The following is a 15,505-nucleotide window of genomic DNA, read 5'->3' as shown; positions in this document are numbered from 1 at the left end:
AAAGGAGATGACAAATTTTGGGATACAATCCGTTACAAAACATCACATCGTATAGTTTGCTTCAAAGTACCAATACGGTTCCTAAGTTAATTGAAAAAGCTCGTGCGCGTGGTTATCAAAGTGTGGCTCTAACTGATCGGAATGTGATGTATGGGTCGGTAGCTTTTTATAATGAGGCAAAAAAGCAGGGTATTAAGCCAATTATTGGTTTAACGGCAGTTTTGGACGGGATGTTTTTTAAAGAAAACAAGTCCGAATTGATTTTGATTGCTAAAGATCAGGATGGGTACAAGAATTTGATGAAAATTTCATCACTTTTGATGAGTAATGATCAAACTAATGTTATTGAAAAAATCAAGGATAAACTCCACCATCTATTTGTCATTTTTCCAGAGAATAGTGAGTTAAATAAACTAATTGAAGTAGGAAGAATGAGCGAGGTTAAAACCTTAATTGCTAAAGTAAAGAGCGTTAGCGATTCAAATGCAGTAAAAGTTGGAATTAGCTTAAATCGAACTAAGATAATTATAAATGAGCTTAAGAACCTAGGGGTCCAAGCTGATGTTGATTTAGTGGCGCTTAATTCGGTTGAATATCTTGACGCAGATGATTATTTTTCAAATGAAGTTTTAAAGTCGATTGGAACTGGTGATGTGATCAAAAATCCAATGGAAGAACGGCACCAGGTTGGAACAAAATGGTTGAAGGATCGTCATAATATTGAGACTCAGTATCACAATCTAGGGCTTGATCAAGCGGTTTTAAATAACCAGAAAATGGTTGATGAAGTTGACGTAGCGATTCCCAAAGAGCAACCTAAACTACCGACGTTTAAAGCTCCAGATAATCTTTCTTCAAAGGACTATTTACGTCAATTATGTGAACTTGGTTTAAAGGAAAGATTGAAGGATCAATCGCATCTTAATCGTAGTGAGTATCAGGACCGGTTAGATTCTGAACTAAAAGTTATTAATCGGATGGGATTTGATGATTATTTCTTGATTGTATGGGATGTTTTAAATTTTGCTCATCACCAAGGAATTATAACTGGACCTGGTCGGGGATCTTCAGCGGGATCATTAGTTGCGTACACTTTAAAAATTACCGATGTGGATCCGATTAAGTATAATTTGCTATTTGAACGATTTTTAAACGAAGAACGAGCACAGATGCCGGATATTGATTTAGATATTCCCGATAATCGGCGTGATGATATTTTACAGTATGTTCATCAAAAATATGGAAATGAACATGTTGCTCAAATTGTGACTTTTGGAACGTTAGCTGCCAAACAAGCTCTTCGAGATGTTGGCAGGGTATTTGGAATGACTCCAACTCAAATGGCAAAGTGGTCATCTGCAATTCCAAATCAGCTTCATGAATCCCTGGCTAAGGCCGAATCAGAATCACAGAAATTAAGAAATTTATTAGCTGATAGTAAAACCAATCGGTTGCTATTTGATATTGCTGAAAAACTAGAGGGACTACCACGCCATTTTTCCACTCACGCTGCTGGTTTAATTTTAAGTGAAGATCCCATCGTTGATCGTGCTCCACTTCAATCCGGAAATGATGGATTGTTGATGACCCAGTACTCCAAGTATTATGTTGAAAGCGTGGGGCTCTTAAAGATTGATTTTTTGGGTTTGAGAAACCTCTCTACAATGGCTAACATTTTAGAAATTATTCATTCAAAAGTTGATCGTAATTTTGAAATAACTGACATCAATTTAAATGATCAGGATACTTTGAAGCTTTTTCAATCTGGTAAGACTAATGGGGTTTTTCAATTTGAATCATCTGGGATTCAAAACGTGTTACGTAAATTAAAACCAAATGATTTTGATATGGTGGCAGCCGTGAATGCTTTGTATCGACCCGGTCCCATTAAGAATATTGATATGTTTATTGCCAGAAAGAATGGGACTCAGACGGTTAACTATCCAAATGAAACCATTAAAAACATTTTGGGTTCAACCTTTGGCATTATTGTTTATCAGGAACAAGTTATGCAACTTGCATCGGCAATGGGTGGTTTTACACTGGGACAAGCTGATATTTTGCGCCGTGCGATGAGCAAAAAGCATAAAAAAGAAATGGATAACATGAAGATCCAGTTCATTGATGGCGCTAGTAAAAAAGGATATTCTAAAGACGTTTCAAAGACAACGTTTGACTATATGGAACGATTTGCCGACTATGGATTTAATAAGTCTCACGCAGTTGCATATAGCAAAATGGCGTTTCAGTTGGCCTATTTAAAAGTTCATTTTCCTGGTCCATTTTTTACATCGTTGCTAAATTCGGTGATCGGTAATTCACGTAAGACCAAGAATTACGTTCAAGAAGCCAAAGAATCAGATATTCAAGTTGAGCGTCCTGATATCAATGAGAGTAAAGATGTTTATACTTATCAGGATGGTAAAATCAGGTTTGGACTTCGTACCATCAAAGGATTACGAACCGATTTTATTAAGAATGTTGAGGAAGAACGAAAACAAAATGGTAATTTTCATGATTTACAGGAATTAATCAGTCGAATCGATCCCAGGTTTAGAAAAATTGATCTTTTAAATGCACTTGCTTATTCAGGGGCGCTTGATGGTTTTGGGTATAACCGAAAAGAATTAATTAATGCCATTCCAGAATTTATTAGTTCTACTGAATTAAGTGGAAACTCAATTGAATTAATTCAAGCGTTGGCTCCCAAAATTAAAAGAACTGATGATTTTTCTGATTGGGAGAAACTAAACAAGGAAAATGAATACCTTGGAACTTATTTAACCGGGCATCCAGTTGGTCACTATACTGATTTACAAGAACAAGTGTATGCTTTAACTACTAATGATATTCATGAGCCCAGTAAAAACGTGAAAATGATTTTGTTTGTATCTCATGTAAAGACGATCCGAACGAAAAAAGGGCAACTTATGGCTTTCATAGATGGTAATGATCAGTTTGGTGATATTGATGTGACCATCTTTCCTAATCTTTACGCTAAAATTAGTGGATGGATAAAAAGTGGAATAGTGGTTTTGGTGTCTGGAAACATTGAGGTTCAACGGGGACTTCAATTAGTGGCAAATTCAATTGAACCAGCTGCTAATGTCGTTCATCAGTCTTTAAAAAAAGTTGATCATCAAAAAAAGCTTTATTTAAAGATTGCGTTAGATCATGATCGAGATTCAATCTATCAAGATTTAATCCGGATAATAAAAAGATATCCTGGTTCAACACCAATTTTGCTTTATCGAGCTTCCGATGATCGAAAGCAACTATTAGATAAAGCATATAACGTGGCCATTAATTCTGATTTAATGCATGATTTACGTGACATTTTAGGAGTGGGAAACGTTGTTACACAATGATAAATTTTGCCTGTGAAACTAACGACAATCCTTATAAAAAGTGATACAATACACTTGAAATCAAATAATGCTTGGTATGCAGATGTGTGCCATGCAAAAAGGAGAGGCTTTACTTATGAAGAGAACAAAGATCGTAAGTACACTTGGTCCTGCAAGTACTGATGTTGATACCATCACTAAGCTTATTGAAGCAGGAGCAAACGTTTTTCGTTTCAATTTTTCACACGGAGACCATGCGGAACATTTAGACCGTATGAATAAAGTGAAAGAAGCGGAAAAGAAAACTGGTAAGGTTGTTGGAATTGTCTTAGATACTAAGGGTGCTGAAATCAGAACCACGGTACAAAAAGACGGAAAGATTGAATACCACACTGGTGATCAATTTAGAATTTCAATGGATGGTAACCTTGAGGGAACCAAAGACAAGATTGCTGTTTCTTACCCAGGCTTGTATGACGACGTTAAAGTTGGCGGACACGTTCTGTTTGATGACGGTCTTTTGGATACCAAGATTGACAAAAAAGATGATGCCAACAAAGAGTTAGTGGTTACTGCCCAAAATAACGGGGTCTTGGGCTCACGTAAGGGTGTTAATGCTCCAGGAGTTTCAATTAACTTACCTGGTATTACTGAAAAAGATACTGATGATATCCTTTTCGGATGTGACCATGGTATTAACTATATCTCTGCTTCATTTGTTAGAAAGCCACAAGATGTCCTAGATATCCGTGCCTTACTTGAAAGCAAGAATATGGAAGACGTTCAAATTTTTCCTAAGATTGAATCACAAGAAGGAATCGACAACTTTAACGAAATCATCAAAGTATCTGATGGTTTGATGGTTGCCAGAGGTGACATGGGAGTTGAAATTCCACCAGAAAATGTCCCAACCGTTCAAAAACATTTAATCAAGATCTGTAATGATTTAGGTAAACCAGTTATCACTGCTACTCAAATGCTTGATTCCATGCAAGAAGAACCAAGACCTACTCGTGCCGAAGTATCTGATGTTGCTAATGCTGTTTATGATGGTACTGATGCAACTATGCTTTCAGGTGAAAGTGCTAACGGTGATTACCCAGTTAAGTCAGTTGCAATGATGAGCAAGATTGATATCGAAGCTGACAAACACTTCTTTGAATTTGGTACTCCACGTCCTAAGTTCGGTACTGGTGACGTCACTGAGTCACTTGGTGAAGCAGTTGCACGGATTGCTAAGGATATGGGAATTCACACGATTGTAGCTGCAACCGGTTCAGGTTACACTGCAAGAATGATTTCAAAATATCATCCAGACGCTGATATTCTTGCTTTAACGTTTAACGATCGTGTTCGTCGTGGCTTGACGGTTAACTATGGTGTTCAACCAATCTTAGTTGATAAACCATCAAATCCAGATGAAATGTTCGAATTGGCTGCTAAAAAGGCAGTTGAAACTGGACTCGCTAAGGAAGGCGACATGATCTTGATTACTTCAGGTGTACCATTAGGTGATCAAGGAACTACTAACACAATTCGCGTTAAGTTGATTGGAACTAAATTAGCTCAAGGTCAAGGTGTTGGTGGTGAAACTGTCATTGGCAAGACAGTAGTTGCTAAGGATGCTAAGGAAGCTAACGATAAAGCCGTTGATGGTGGTGTTCTAGTTGTTAAGGATACAAACAAGGACTACTTACCAGCAATGAAGAAGTCAAGTGCAATCGTGGTTGAAAACGGTGGTTTGACCTCATACGCTGCTGTCGTTGGTATCTCACTTAATATTCCAGTAATTGTTGGTGCTACTGATGCAGTTGAAAACATCAAAGATGGTCAATTAGTTACTGTTGATGGTCGTCGCGGTGTTGTTTACGCTGGTAACCAATCAAAAGCTAAATAATAATTATTAAGAATGAAGCACCCGATTATTATCGGATGCTTTTTTTATTTGGTATAATATTCATTAAAAGCACTGGGATGGAGAATTAATATGAATGAAGATTTGGGAACCGTAATTACGGGAAAAGTCACTGATGAAAACGATAAGGAGTATTTCATTCAAAATAACGGAATTACCTATTCTTTAAACAAGGGCGAGTTAAAAAAGCCAATTAAATTAGGTGGAAATTTTAAGGGATTTGTCTACGAAAATGAAAAGCATCAAATGAAAATCACGCGAAACGTTCCTGATGTTGGGATTGACAGCTATGCATGGGGAAAAGTGGTTGGAATTAAATTTGGATTGGGAATCTTTGTTGACATCGGTTTACCGGACAAAGATGTTGCTGTTTCTCTTGATGATTTGCCGGATATTAAGTCATTATGGCCAGAAGTTGGTGACCAACTTTTAATTGCTTTAAAAAAAGATAGTAAGAATCGAATCTGGGGTAAATTAGCTGATCCTCAGATATATAAAGCGATTTCCCAACCAGTTAATGATCCAAAATTGAAAAATTGGGATGTTAACGCTTGGGTCATTAACCCTAAACTGATGGGAACGCAAGTAATAACGGACCACTATAATTTAGGGTTCATTGACAAATCAGAAGAGGAAGAACAACCACGACTAGGAGAGAAAGTAAACGCTAGGATTATTGGAATCCGACCCAATAAAACGCTTTATTTATCACTTAGACCACGATCTTATGAAGTGATTGGTGAGGATGCCAAGATGATTCAGACAATTCTTGAGCATAAGCCTAATAATGAATTACCCTATAATGATAAAAGTGACCCTCAAGTAATTAAGGATTACTTTGGAATCAGCAAATCTCAGTTTAAACGAGCCCTGGGGCATTTATTAAAGGCTCATGTTATTTCCGAAACCCCAGATGGAATTAAATTAACTGAAACGAGATGAAAGTAAGTGAATGATCAAATTGAAGATTATCTCCACTATTTACTAGTAGAAAGAGGATTATCTGACAATACCATTAAAAGTTATCGACAAGATTTAAGGGAATTTGAGTTGGATTTAAAAAAAAATCACATCAGTTCGTTTAAAGATGTCGACCAGTATGCAATTTTAAATTACATGGAAACAATGAAAAATAGTGGTAAGTCTCGTAATACAATCATTCGATTTGTATCAACGCTTCGTAAATTTTTTCAATATTTAATGGAATTTAAGGTGATTAAAAAGAACCCCATGAACAAGATTGATACTCCTAAAAAGGGCAAGCACTTACCCGATGTTTTATCCGTTAATGAAGTTGATCGATTACTTAAAATGCCGGATGTGAACACCAAGTATGGGGTAAGAGATCGAACCATTTTAGAAGTGATGTATGCTACTGGGCTTCGAGTATCTGAATTGATTAATTTAAAGTTATCTGATCTTCATTTAGAAATGAATCTGATTCAGACCATCGGAAAGGGAGATAAGGAACGAATTGTTCCAATTGGAGAAGTTGCTCAGAATTGGCTATTTAAGTATTTAAATGATAGTCGATTACAGTTACTTAAGCACCGGACATCTCCGTACGTTTTTTTGAATGCGCATGGTGGACGAATTAGTCGACAAAGCATTTGGGAAAAGATTAAACGTTACGTTAGTTTAGCTGGCATTAAAAAGAACGTTACTCCACATACATTACGACATTCTTTTGCAACGCACATTTTAGAAAATGGAGCCGATCTTAGAACTGTGCAGGAATTACTTGGACATTCTGATATTTCCACGACGCAAATTTACACTCATATTTCCCACGAGCGGTTAAGTCAGGTGTATGATAAATATCATCCAAGAGCATAAAATGAGATGGAGTAATGACAGCAAGTAATTGAGGTGATGTCGATGCTATTCAGGTATCGAAATGATTATGAAAAGATTGTGATGGGGATGTTGTCACTTTCTAAAAGTAACGATAAAACGAAACATCTTGTGGAAGAAATGAATTGGTATCGAAATGCTGACAATCGTGACATTTTTCTTTGGAAGGATCGATTTGGAAATTGGGCTGGAATTGTAGGAGTTGAAATCAACCCGAAAAACGTGGTTGTTAGAAGGATTACCCTTACGCCAGATGCTAACAATATTTTTAATGAATTTCGAATTCTTGATAGTGTTGAAAATGAATATCCTGACAAAAAAGTCATGGGAACGTTTAATACGCAAGATGTCATTAGTAAATGGGAGTTAAGTCATGAACAGAGACAATCTACAGATTCACGTTAATGACTTTGATGGTCCACTAGAGCTTTTACTGCATCTAATCAAACAAGCAAAGATGGATATTTATGATATTGACATTAAGGATATTACTGAGCAATATTTTAAATATTTAAATAAAATGAAACGTTTAAATTTTGATATTGCTGGTGATTTCTTTGTAATGGCGGCTAATTTGATGCGAATTAAATCTAAAATGTTGTTAGCTAAAGAAACTGATGATGAATTAGATGATGATCCACGGGATGATCTGGTTGATCAGTTGGTTGAATATAATCGGTATAAAAAAGCGTCGAAAAAGTTGCAAAAAAAAGAAGTAGAACGAAATCATTATCATTCTAGGATTCGTTCTTTTAATAAGTCAGAGATTGCAATTGGTGAAAATGAGTTTGAAATTAGCTTGCTGGAACAAGCATGGAATAAGATCATTAAACGACATCAGTTAACTTCTAAACCGCCAGTTCAACAAGTTTCAGAATGGAATTTTAGTGTTAATGAGCAAAGTGAAGTAATTATGAGACGAATAAATAGAGCTAGTAGTCATGAAATCTATTTTTCCAAGTTATTTGAGGCCAATTCTCCTTTAGAAGAATTAGTGACCGATTTTTTGGCACTTTTGGAAATGGTTAAACATCATCGTATTATGGTTGTGCAAACCAGTAATGACGGAGAAATCTTATTAAGGAAATCTAATTAATGAATTTAATGGCAGAAATTGAAGCTCTCTTGTATGTTTCGGGAGAGTCTGGAATGACAATTGAACGGTTGAAAAAATTAACTTCCGCAAATGATTCCACCATTCGGAGTTGTATCGCTTCGTTGAGTGAGCGTTATTCAAGTGATCAATTTGGCATCTGCATTTTACAAAATGGAGACATTATCCATATGACAACTAAAAAGGATTATTCAAAAGTAATTCAAAAGTTCGTTAAATCCGATGAAGAGTTGTTAACGCAGTCGGCACTTGAGACGCTTACGATTATTGCGTATAAACAGCCAATAACGCGCGTTGAGGTTGATGAGGTGAGGGGCGTAAATAGTTTGATTTCAATTAGAAATCTTTTGGCACAAAATTTAATTACCATCAAGGGTGAGCGTGATGAACCAGGCAAACCTAAGCTATATGTTACTACCGACCTTTTTTTAAACGCGTTTAACCTTAAAAGCATTAATGATTTACCAGCTTTAGACGCAGAAAGAGATCCAAAGGATTATGGTCAGATGTTTGATGACAAAATGAAACCATTGGAGGATCAGCGAAATGAGTGAAAGATTACAAAAAGTTATGGCGCATGATGGGGTGGCTTCGAGACGAAAGTCTGAGGAACTCATTAGTACTGGACATGTGAAGGTTAATGGTAAGATTGTTAATCAGTTAGGGATAAAAGTTGAACCCACTGATAAGATTGAGGTGGATGGAACATCGTTAAGAAAAGAAGATCTAGTATATTTTGCCCTGTATAAGCCACGTGGGGTAATTTCTTCTGTGAGGGATGAAAGGGATCGAAAGACCGTTTTGAACTTTTTTAAAAAGGTTCCTGAACGAATATACCCGGTTGGACGATTAGATTATGATACGAGTGGGATAATTATTTTAACTAACGACGGAACGCTTGATTTCCAGTTAACTCATCCTAAATATGAAGTAAAAAAGACGTACTTAGTTAAGGTGATTGGGAAACTCGATCACAATGAGTTGAATAAAATTCGAAAGGGTGTTTTAATTAATGGCAAGTATAAGAGTGCACCCGCGGAAGTTGAGGTGATTTATAAGGCTGGTAATTCAAAGAATAATTCGGTGCTACGTTTGACGATTCACGAGGGTAAGAATCATGAAGTTAAAGATATGCTGAAAGCAGTTGGTCATCCTGTTGAAAAATTAAAACGGGAAGAGTTTGCTGGGATCGGTTTAGAAAACTTACAACCTGGTGAGTTTCGTAGGCTCCGAAAAAGAGAAATACGAGATTTGTATGCTTTAACTAAATAATTAATAAAACGTCTTCAAGGTCGGGTGAAATTCCCAATCGGTGGTTACAGCCCACTACCCAATGAAAATTGGTTGAGATGGTGAAATCCCATTGCCGACAGTAAAGTCTGGTATAAAGAAGATGAGTTTTTTTATGGCGCAATTTACCCTAATTGACTTTGAAGAACGTTTAATTGGAGGAATTGTGATGATAGCTAAAAACGATCGAATTAAAAGAATTACTATAACTGCCGTGATTGGTGCGATCTCATTTTTGTTAATGTTGATTTCATTTCCAATCATCCCATACATGAGTTATTTGAAATTGGATTTTTCGGATATTCCAATTTTGATTTGTTTGTTATTATTGGGACCGGGTGCAGCCATTGAAGCTGTGATACTTAAACTATTTATTTACTGGATGGTGATGGGTTTTTCACCACTTGAGTTAATTGGGTTGACCACCTCTCTTTTAGCCTCATTAACAATGATTTTGGTGTTTTACTTTTTGAGAAAATATTTATTTAAAAGTCATTGGATTGACTTTTTGATTGTTTTGGTTGAAACGCTGGCGTTAACAATTGTCATGAGTATTACCAATTTGTTCATTAGTACTCCACTGTATGTGAAACTAACAAATTTAAAGTTAGATTTTTCGCTTGCCAAAACGATTCTTTACGGAGTAGTTCCCTTTAACTTAATCAAGGGTATTGTGATTGGATTGATTTTTGTGATTATTGCAAAACAAATGCAGAAATGGATTAATAAGCGATCTTATCAAAAATGATTAATAATACAAATAAAGCTCTTGGTCTTTTCGTTTTTAGTGCAACCCAAAAACGAAGAGCTCGATTAATTGAAAACTTACTATTAGGTAAGAAAACGGTAGCCACCTTATACTGGGCAATGAGATATGGTCTTTTAGACCTTCTTGGAGTTGGACGATACTTTAATAAAAACGAATTAGATGTTAAGTCTCTGATTAGTGCGAATTTGCTGGAAGAAGTTGAACATGGTCAGTTTAAATTAACGTCTGAAGGAGAAAAAGAAAGAGCAGAATTAGTTAAAATGATTGATGATTCTAATCTTTCTTTTTCATTACATACTTTTCAAAGGATTGATTTAGTTAGTTTTAAGCAACGATTTCAGTTGTTTGTTCAGATTATCTCAGAGCATGTCCATAACGTTAGACACTATTATCCAGTCAATGTTGATGGAGTGAATAAAGATTTTATTAAAAAATATTATCGACTGATTGATCGCAAGCAAGTTGGCACAGATTTAAAGAAAGAGTTGAAACGATTTTTATCCTTACTCGATCTAAATGACGCTGATTTATTTGCTCAAGGATTAGTTGGATTTAATGCTAATGGATTCACAATCCAGCAGATTGCACATAATTTAAACCAATCGTTAGTCAAAAGTTATATTGCTGATTTTATCAATTATGCAAAATTGGCGAACTTTGTTGAGCAAAGTGACCAATCTGTAATGGTTCCATTACTTAATGGTCTTTTCAAAAATCCAATTTCTGGTAGTGCTAAAAGGACTTTTAATGAATATGAACGATTGGGTAATATAAAAAAGGTTGAACAACTGCGAAATCTACAAGAGTCAACTGTCCTAGAACATCTTCTGGAAGTTGCAATTTACGTTGATTATGACAAGTTTCCTTATCAAAATTTCATTTCCCTTCAAATGGAAAGAAAAGTTAGGCGTATTCTACTTGGAACGGACGTTGATGACTGGGACTATCATCAATTACCAACTGATGTTTTAGAGCAGTTTAGTTTTTTTCAATTTAGATTACTTGAAATCAAACAGACAAAACAGGGAATTAATAATGAACAAGATGAAACTTGCTAAACAAATATTAAAAAACAAGTTTGGCTTTAGTGATTTTAAGCCTGGTCAAGATAAGACCATTTCTGCACTATTAAATGGCGCAAATGTTCTTTCAGTCATGCCAACTGGGGCAGGTAAATCATTAATATACCAGTTATATGGGTATTTAATTAAGCGGCCGGTTGTGATTGTCTCGCCACTTATTTCTCTTATGGAAGATCAGGTTGGTCGGATGAACTTTATGGGAGAAAAGCGGGTGTGTGCTTTAAATTCAATGAACGATTGGTCGAAGCGACACCGGCTATTGAATCATCTTGATCAGTTTCGTTATATTTTTGTTTCGCCAGAACTATTATCTAATTCTGATGTGCTTAACCGAATTAAGCAATTGAAAATTGGCTTATTGGTGATTGATGAAGCACATTGTATCTCTAAGTGGGGACTTGATTTTCGTCCTGATTACCTGTCATTAAGACAGGTGATTCGTACGTTAGGACATCCGCAAACGCTAATGCTAACGGCAACTGCTTCAAAGAAAGTTCAAAGAGATATCATTAATTATTTGAAGTTAACTGACGTTCAAGAAATAATTGAAAATGTGGATCGGCCTAACGTTTTCCTTGCGGTTCATAAAAGTTCAGGTGAAAAAGATAAGCAAGCCTATCTTTTTAATTTAATTGAGAAACTCAAGTATCCCGGTATAATTTATTTCTCTAGCCGAGATAAGGCTTCGAAAGTTGCTTTGAAACTTAGAGAACAAACTGATATCAAAGTGGCAGCTTATCATGCCGGTCTTAGTAACGATGATCGGTATCGGATTCAGCATCAGTTTATGGATAATGAGCTTCAGGTCATCTGTGCAACCAGCGCCTTTGGAATGGGGATTGACAAATCAGACATCCGATTTGTAGTCCATTACCATATGCCGACTGATATGGAAAGTTATGTTCAAGAAATTGGCAGAGCTGGAAGAGACGGTAAACAGAGTATCGCAGTGTTACTTTACTCTAATGGTGATGAACAAATTGCACAGAGCTTAATTGTTAGGTCCATTCCTAATGATCAACAGATTGATAATTTCTTTTCAAATCCCAAAGCTAAAATGAGCGAGCAGAATAAGAGACTCCTTCAGTTCTATTTAAATCATGGGTATGGTAATGATGACGTCAAACAGATTTTTTCTGAGGTCACCCTTAAAAAGGATCAAAGTTTAAAGCAAGTTGTCCGGTACATTAATCATACTGACTGTCGGCGAAAACTTCTGCTTTCTTTATTTGATGTGAACTTTGATGACCACACTGATGATTGTTGTGACTTTGGAAGTGAAAAGTTTGATTTAATGAGTCTTGGTTTGTTAAAAGACGTTAATAGTGAAAAGTCCAATTTAGCTGGTACTTGGTATGAGATTTTGGACAAACTTTTTTAATAATAATTAGGCGCAAAAAATGATATAATCACCATAGAAGTTTTGGAGGGATGTATTTATGAGGGACGACAAACATAAAGATAACAAAAAAAATGATCCATGGGATGATTCATTTTCAGATGATACCGATCCAGATGGAAATCTTTCAAGAACCGAGTATCGTAAGCACCATCGTAGTAATTCATTAGTCGTGATTATGCTGGTTTCTGTTATTGTAATTATTGCCCTTGTTGCACTTGTTTTTGGGCTTTCTAAGGAACGTGCGGTTGGAAATGGGAGTGCCAGTCAAAAGACACAGAGTAGTAAGATGCACCACGCAAAGCCCAAAAAGAATAAAGGTCAGAAATCAAAGAAACCGAAAGCAAACTCAGGTAGTGTTCAAAGTGAGGATACTACAAATGATAATACTGTTTCATCTGATGCTGGATCTGAAGAGACTTCATCTTCATCCGTTCAAAACGAAATGGGAAGTAACCAAAGTAGTACGACTCCAAGTAGTGATTCATCATCTACTGCTAATAACGCGCAGCAACAAAAACCAGCCCAAACAACGAATGGCACTGATAATGCTGGTAGTAATGATTACGTTAAGGTTCAAAAAGGTCAGGGAGTTTATCGCGTAGCTACTAATGCGGGTATTAGTATGCAACAGTTATTAAAATTAAATGGACTTAGTTCATCCAGCCAGATTCATCCAGGACAAAGTTTAAGGGTTAAGTAATTACAAATAAATGATAAGGATTGATTACATTTGGGTAAGAACGGCTTACAAGTTGCAATCGATGGGCCTGCTTCAGCGGGTAAAAGCACGGTAGCTAAACTAGTTGCAAAAAAATTTCATTACATATATTGTGATACCGGTGCAATGTATCGATCAATTACGTTAAAAGCAATTAGACTAGGATTGGATTTAAATGATGAGAAAACCCTTCTTGATCTTTTAAAAAAAACCACGATTACTTTTGAACCGGGTGATCCAGTTCAAAAGGTCTTTGTTGACGGTAAAGAAGTTACAAATGATATTCGCAGTCCTCAGGTAACTAGCAATGTTTCAGCAGTTTCAGCACTTGGATCAATTCGTTTCGAATTAGTTAAAAGACAACAGGATTTGGCAAAAGATGGTGGAATCGTTATGGATGGTAGAGACATTGGCACGACGGTTCTACCAAAGGCAGATGTAAAAGTCTTTTTAATTGCCAGTGTTACGGAGCGAGCTGAGCGGAGATATAAAGAGGATCAAGCAAAGGGAATTTCGGTTAGTCTCAATAAACTTAAAAAAGATATTGAGGAACGGGATTATAAGGATTCCCATCGAAAGATATCCCCATTAAAAAAAGCATCTGATGCTTTTGAAATTGATACCACTTCAATGTCGATTGATGACGTGGTTGCGGCAATTTCGCAATTAATCGAAAATAAAATTCAACAACTTTCAAATAATAAAGCCGATTAACTGGTATTTTATTTCCAACTAAGATAAAATAGCAATTAGAGTTGTTGCAAGGAGGAAATGTTTGATGAGTGAAAACGATACTAATGCAAACAAAGATTTATTAGCCGCTCTCGATAATATTAAGCAGGTAAACGTTGGTGATGTTGTTAATGGTGAAATTTTGGCCATTGATGATGACCAGCAATTAGTCGTGGGAATCGAAGGCGCTGGTGTTGAAGGAGTTATTCCAAGGAAAGAAATTTCCGCACAAAGGGAAGATAACCCAACTTCAAACTACAAAGTTGGAGACAAAGTTAAGGTTGTTGTTGTATCTCGAATTGGTGATGATAAGGAAGGTGGAAGTTACCTTCTTTCAATCAGAAGACTTGAGGCTCTCAAGGTTTGGGATGACATCAAGGAAAAAGCTGATAAGGGTGACACCATCAAAGTTACTGTTACTCGTGCGGTAAAAGGTGGTTTAGTGGTAAATGCTGACGGAGTTCGTGGATTTATTCCAGCTTCCATGATTACTGATCACTTTGTTGATGATTTAAATCAATTTAAAGGTCAAGAACTCGAAGTTAAGATTATTGAAGTTGTCCCTGAAGAGAATCGTTTGATTTTATCACATAGAGCGATTGCTGAAGCAGAACGTAAAGAAGCTCGTGATCGAATTATGAGCACACTAAAACCCGGAGATGTTGTTGAAGGGAAAGTTGCTCGTTTGACTAACTTTGGTGCCTTTGTGGATCTTGGTGGGATTGATGGACTTGTTCACGTTTCAGAAATTTCTTATGAACATGTTAACAAACCAAGTGATGTTTTGAAGGTTGGCGAAGAGGTTAAGGTTAAAGTTCTTTCAGTTGATCCTGATCGTAATCGTATTTCATTATCAATTAAACAAACTCAACCAGGTCCTTGGAGTGACATTGAAGAAAAAGCTCCTAAGGGAAGTGTCCTTGACGGAAAAGTTAAGCGCTTAGTTGATTTTGGTGCTTTTGTTGAAGTTTTCCCTGGTGTTGAAGGATTAGTTCACATTTCACAAATTTCACATAAGCATATTGACAAGCCAAGTGATGTTTTGAAGTCTGGCGAAGACGTTAAAGTTAAAGTCCTTGACGTTCAACCTGAAGAACATCGATTAGCATTGTCAATGAAAGCTCTCGAAAAAGACCCCAGAGATGATCAAAAAACTCCAAAGAAAAATGTGAGTGATAATTCAACTAATAATGCTCCTGAAGAAGAGAATGGTTTTACGTTAGGTGACATTGTTGGAAATGAATTAAATGATGATGACAATGAGTAATTAGAAAATTATCCT

At 36.2% G+C, this 15,505-nt stretch carries 14 protein-coding genes and 1 riboswitch; all 14 genes read left to right on the top strand.

The genetic code is table 11. The features are described 5' to 3' along the window. Positions 1-17 precede the first annotated feature (17 nt). The 14 genes from dnaE to rpsA all read left to right on the top strand — a co-directional run bounded on the left by dnaE (position 18) and on the right by rpsA (position 15,490). A complete protein-coding gene (gene dnaE, locus AC6UDA_RS03950; protein ID WP_500711039.1) occupies positions 18-3,368 on the top strand; it encodes a DNA polymerase III subunit alpha in 3,351 nt (1,116 codons plus the stop codon). A gap of 115 nt (positions 3,369-3,483) precedes the next feature. Then, positions 3,484-5,244, top strand: a complete 1,761-nt coding sequence (gene pyk, locus AC6UDA_RS03945; RefSeq protein WP_500695614.1) for a pyruvate kinase — start codon at positions 3,484-3,486, stop codon at positions 5,242-5,244. Positions 5,245-5,334: 90 nt separating this feature from the next. After that, positions 5,335-6,204 carry a CvfB family protein gene (locus tag AC6UDA_RS03940; protein ID WP_500711037.1) on the top strand — a complete coding sequence of 290 codons (870 nt, stop codon included), beginning with the start codon at positions 5,335-5,337 and terminating at the stop codon, positions 6,202-6,204. 6 nt (positions 6,205-6,210) lie between these two features. Further along, positions 6,211-7,098: a site-specific tyrosine recombinase XerD gene (xerD, locus tag AC6UDA_RS03935; protein WP_500693790.1), complete on the top strand. Its 888-nt coding sequence runs from the start codon at positions 6,211-6,213 to the stop codon at positions 7,096-7,098. Positions 7,099-7,140: 42 nt separating this feature from the next. Further along, on the top strand, positions 7,141-7,521 hold the full coding sequence (locus AC6UDA_RS03930; RefSeq protein WP_500711035.1) for a riboflavin biosynthesis protein RibT: 381 nt from the start codon (positions 7,141-7,143) through the stop codon (positions 7,519-7,521). After that, positions 7,490-8,212: a segregation and condensation protein A gene (locus AC6UDA_RS03925; protein ID WP_500711033.1), complete on the top strand. Its 723-nt coding sequence runs from the start codon at positions 7,490-7,492 to the stop codon at positions 8,210-8,212. The genes AC6UDA_RS03930 and AC6UDA_RS03925 overlap by 32 nt, the downstream gene beginning before the upstream one ends. After that, on the top strand, positions 8,212-8,784 hold the full coding sequence (scpB, locus tag AC6UDA_RS03920) for an SMC-Scp complex subunit ScpB (protein ID WP_500711030.1): 573 nt from the start codon (positions 8,212-8,214) through the stop codon (positions 8,782-8,784). Before AC6UDA_RS03925 ends, scpB begins: the two co-directional genes overlap by 1 nt. Next, positions 8,777-9,502 (top strand): pseudouridine synthase, encoded by a 726-nt coding sequence (locus AC6UDA_RS03915; RefSeq protein ID WP_500696663.1) that lies wholly within the window; start codon positions 8,777-8,779, stop codon positions 9,500-9,502. Before scpB ends, AC6UDA_RS03915 begins: the two co-directional genes overlap by 8 nt. Before the next feature lie 6 nt (positions 9,503-9,508). Continuing rightward, a riboswitch (FMN riboswitch) is annotated at positions 9,509-9,629 on the top strand. 6 nt (positions 9,630-9,635) lie between these two features. Further along, positions 9,636-10,268 carry an ECF transporter S component gene (locus AC6UDA_RS03910; RefSeq protein WP_500693785.1) on the top strand — a complete coding sequence of 211 codons (633 nt, stop codon included), beginning with the start codon at positions 9,636-9,638 and terminating at the stop codon, positions 10,266-10,268. After that, positions 10,265-11,347 carry a helix-turn-helix domain-containing protein gene (locus AC6UDA_RS03905; RefSeq protein ID WP_500711028.1) on the top strand — a complete coding sequence of 361 codons (1,083 nt, stop codon included), beginning with the start codon at positions 10,265-10,267 and terminating at the stop codon, positions 11,345-11,347. Before AC6UDA_RS03910 ends, AC6UDA_RS03905 begins: the two co-directional genes overlap by 4 nt. Continuing rightward, positions 11,325-12,752 carry a RecQ family ATP-dependent DNA helicase gene (locus tag AC6UDA_RS03900; protein ID WP_500711026.1) on the top strand — a complete coding sequence of 476 codons (1,428 nt, stop codon included), beginning with the start codon at positions 11,325-11,327 and terminating at the stop codon, positions 12,750-12,752. Before AC6UDA_RS03905 ends, AC6UDA_RS03900 begins: the two co-directional genes overlap by 23 nt. 58 nt (positions 12,753-12,810) lie before the next feature. Next, a complete protein-coding gene (locus tag AC6UDA_RS03895; RefSeq protein WP_500711024.1) occupies positions 12,811-13,473 on the top strand; it encodes a LysM peptidoglycan-binding domain-containing protein in 663 nt (220 codons plus the stop codon). A 30-nt stretch (positions 13,474-13,503) separates the two neighbouring features. Next, positions 13,504-14,205 (top strand): (d)CMP kinase, encoded by a 702-nt coding sequence (gene cmk / locus AC6UDA_RS03890; RefSeq protein ID WP_500696668.1) that lies wholly within the window; start codon positions 13,504-13,506, stop codon positions 14,203-14,205. Between the two features lie 64 nt (positions 14,206-14,269). Further along, positions 14,270-15,490: a 30S ribosomal protein S1 gene (gene rpsA, locus AC6UDA_RS03885; protein WP_500699464.1), complete on the top strand. Its 1,221-nt coding sequence runs from the start codon at positions 14,270-14,272 to the stop codon at positions 15,488-15,490. Positions 15,491-15,505: the final 15 nt, after the last annotated feature.

This window comes from Fructilactobacillus sp. X8R4C1 (assembly GCF_059900905.1).
Note: the sequence above shows the minus strand (reverse complement) of the source record. Positions and strands in the feature narration are given on the sequence as shown.

What these genes read in the sequence shown, in the direction of transcription:
- scpB (WP_500711030.1), top strand. Translation starts at nt 8,212, where the DNA reads ATGAATTTAATGGCAGAAATTGAAGCTCTCTTGTATGTTTCGGGAGAG.
- pyk (WP_500695614.1), top strand. Translation starts at nt 3,484, where the DNA reads ATGAAGAGAACAAAGATCGTAAGTACACTTGGTCCTGCAAGTACTGAT.
- AC6UDA_RS03895 (WP_500711024.1), top strand. Translation starts at nt 12,811, where the DNA reads ATGAGGGACGACAAACATAAAGATAACAAAAAAAATGATCCATGGGAT.
- AC6UDA_RS03930 (WP_500711035.1), top strand. Translation starts at nt 7,141, where the DNA reads ATGCTATTCAGGTATCGAAATGATTATGAAAAGATTGTGATGGGGATG.
- AC6UDA_RS03910 (WP_500693785.1), top strand. Translation starts at nt 9,636, where the DNA reads ATGGCGCAATTTACCCTAATTGACTTTGAAGAACGTTTAATTGGAGGA.
- AC6UDA_RS03915 (WP_500696663.1), top strand. Translation starts at nt 8,777, where the DNA reads ATGAGTGAAAGATTACAAAAAGTTATGGCGCATGATGGGGTGGCTTCG.
- rpsA (WP_500699464.1), top strand. Translation starts at nt 14,270, where the DNA reads ATGAGTGAAAACGATACTAATGCAAACAAAGATTTATTAGCCGCTCTC.
- AC6UDA_RS03940 (WP_500711037.1), top strand. Translation starts at nt 5,335, where the DNA reads ATGAATGAAGATTTGGGAACCGTAATTACGGGAAAAGTCACTGATGAA.
- AC6UDA_RS03900 (WP_500711026.1), top strand. Translation starts at nt 11,325, where the DNA reads ATGAACAAGATGAAACTTGCTAAACAAATATTAAAAAACAAGTTTGGC.
- AC6UDA_RS03925 (WP_500711033.1), top strand. Translation starts at nt 7,490, where the DNA reads ATGAACAGAGACAATCTACAGATTCACGTTAATGACTTTGATGGTCCA.
- AC6UDA_RS03905 (WP_500711028.1), top strand. Translation starts at nt 10,265, where the DNA reads ATGATTAATAATACAAATAAAGCTCTTGGTCTTTTCGTTTTTAGTGCA.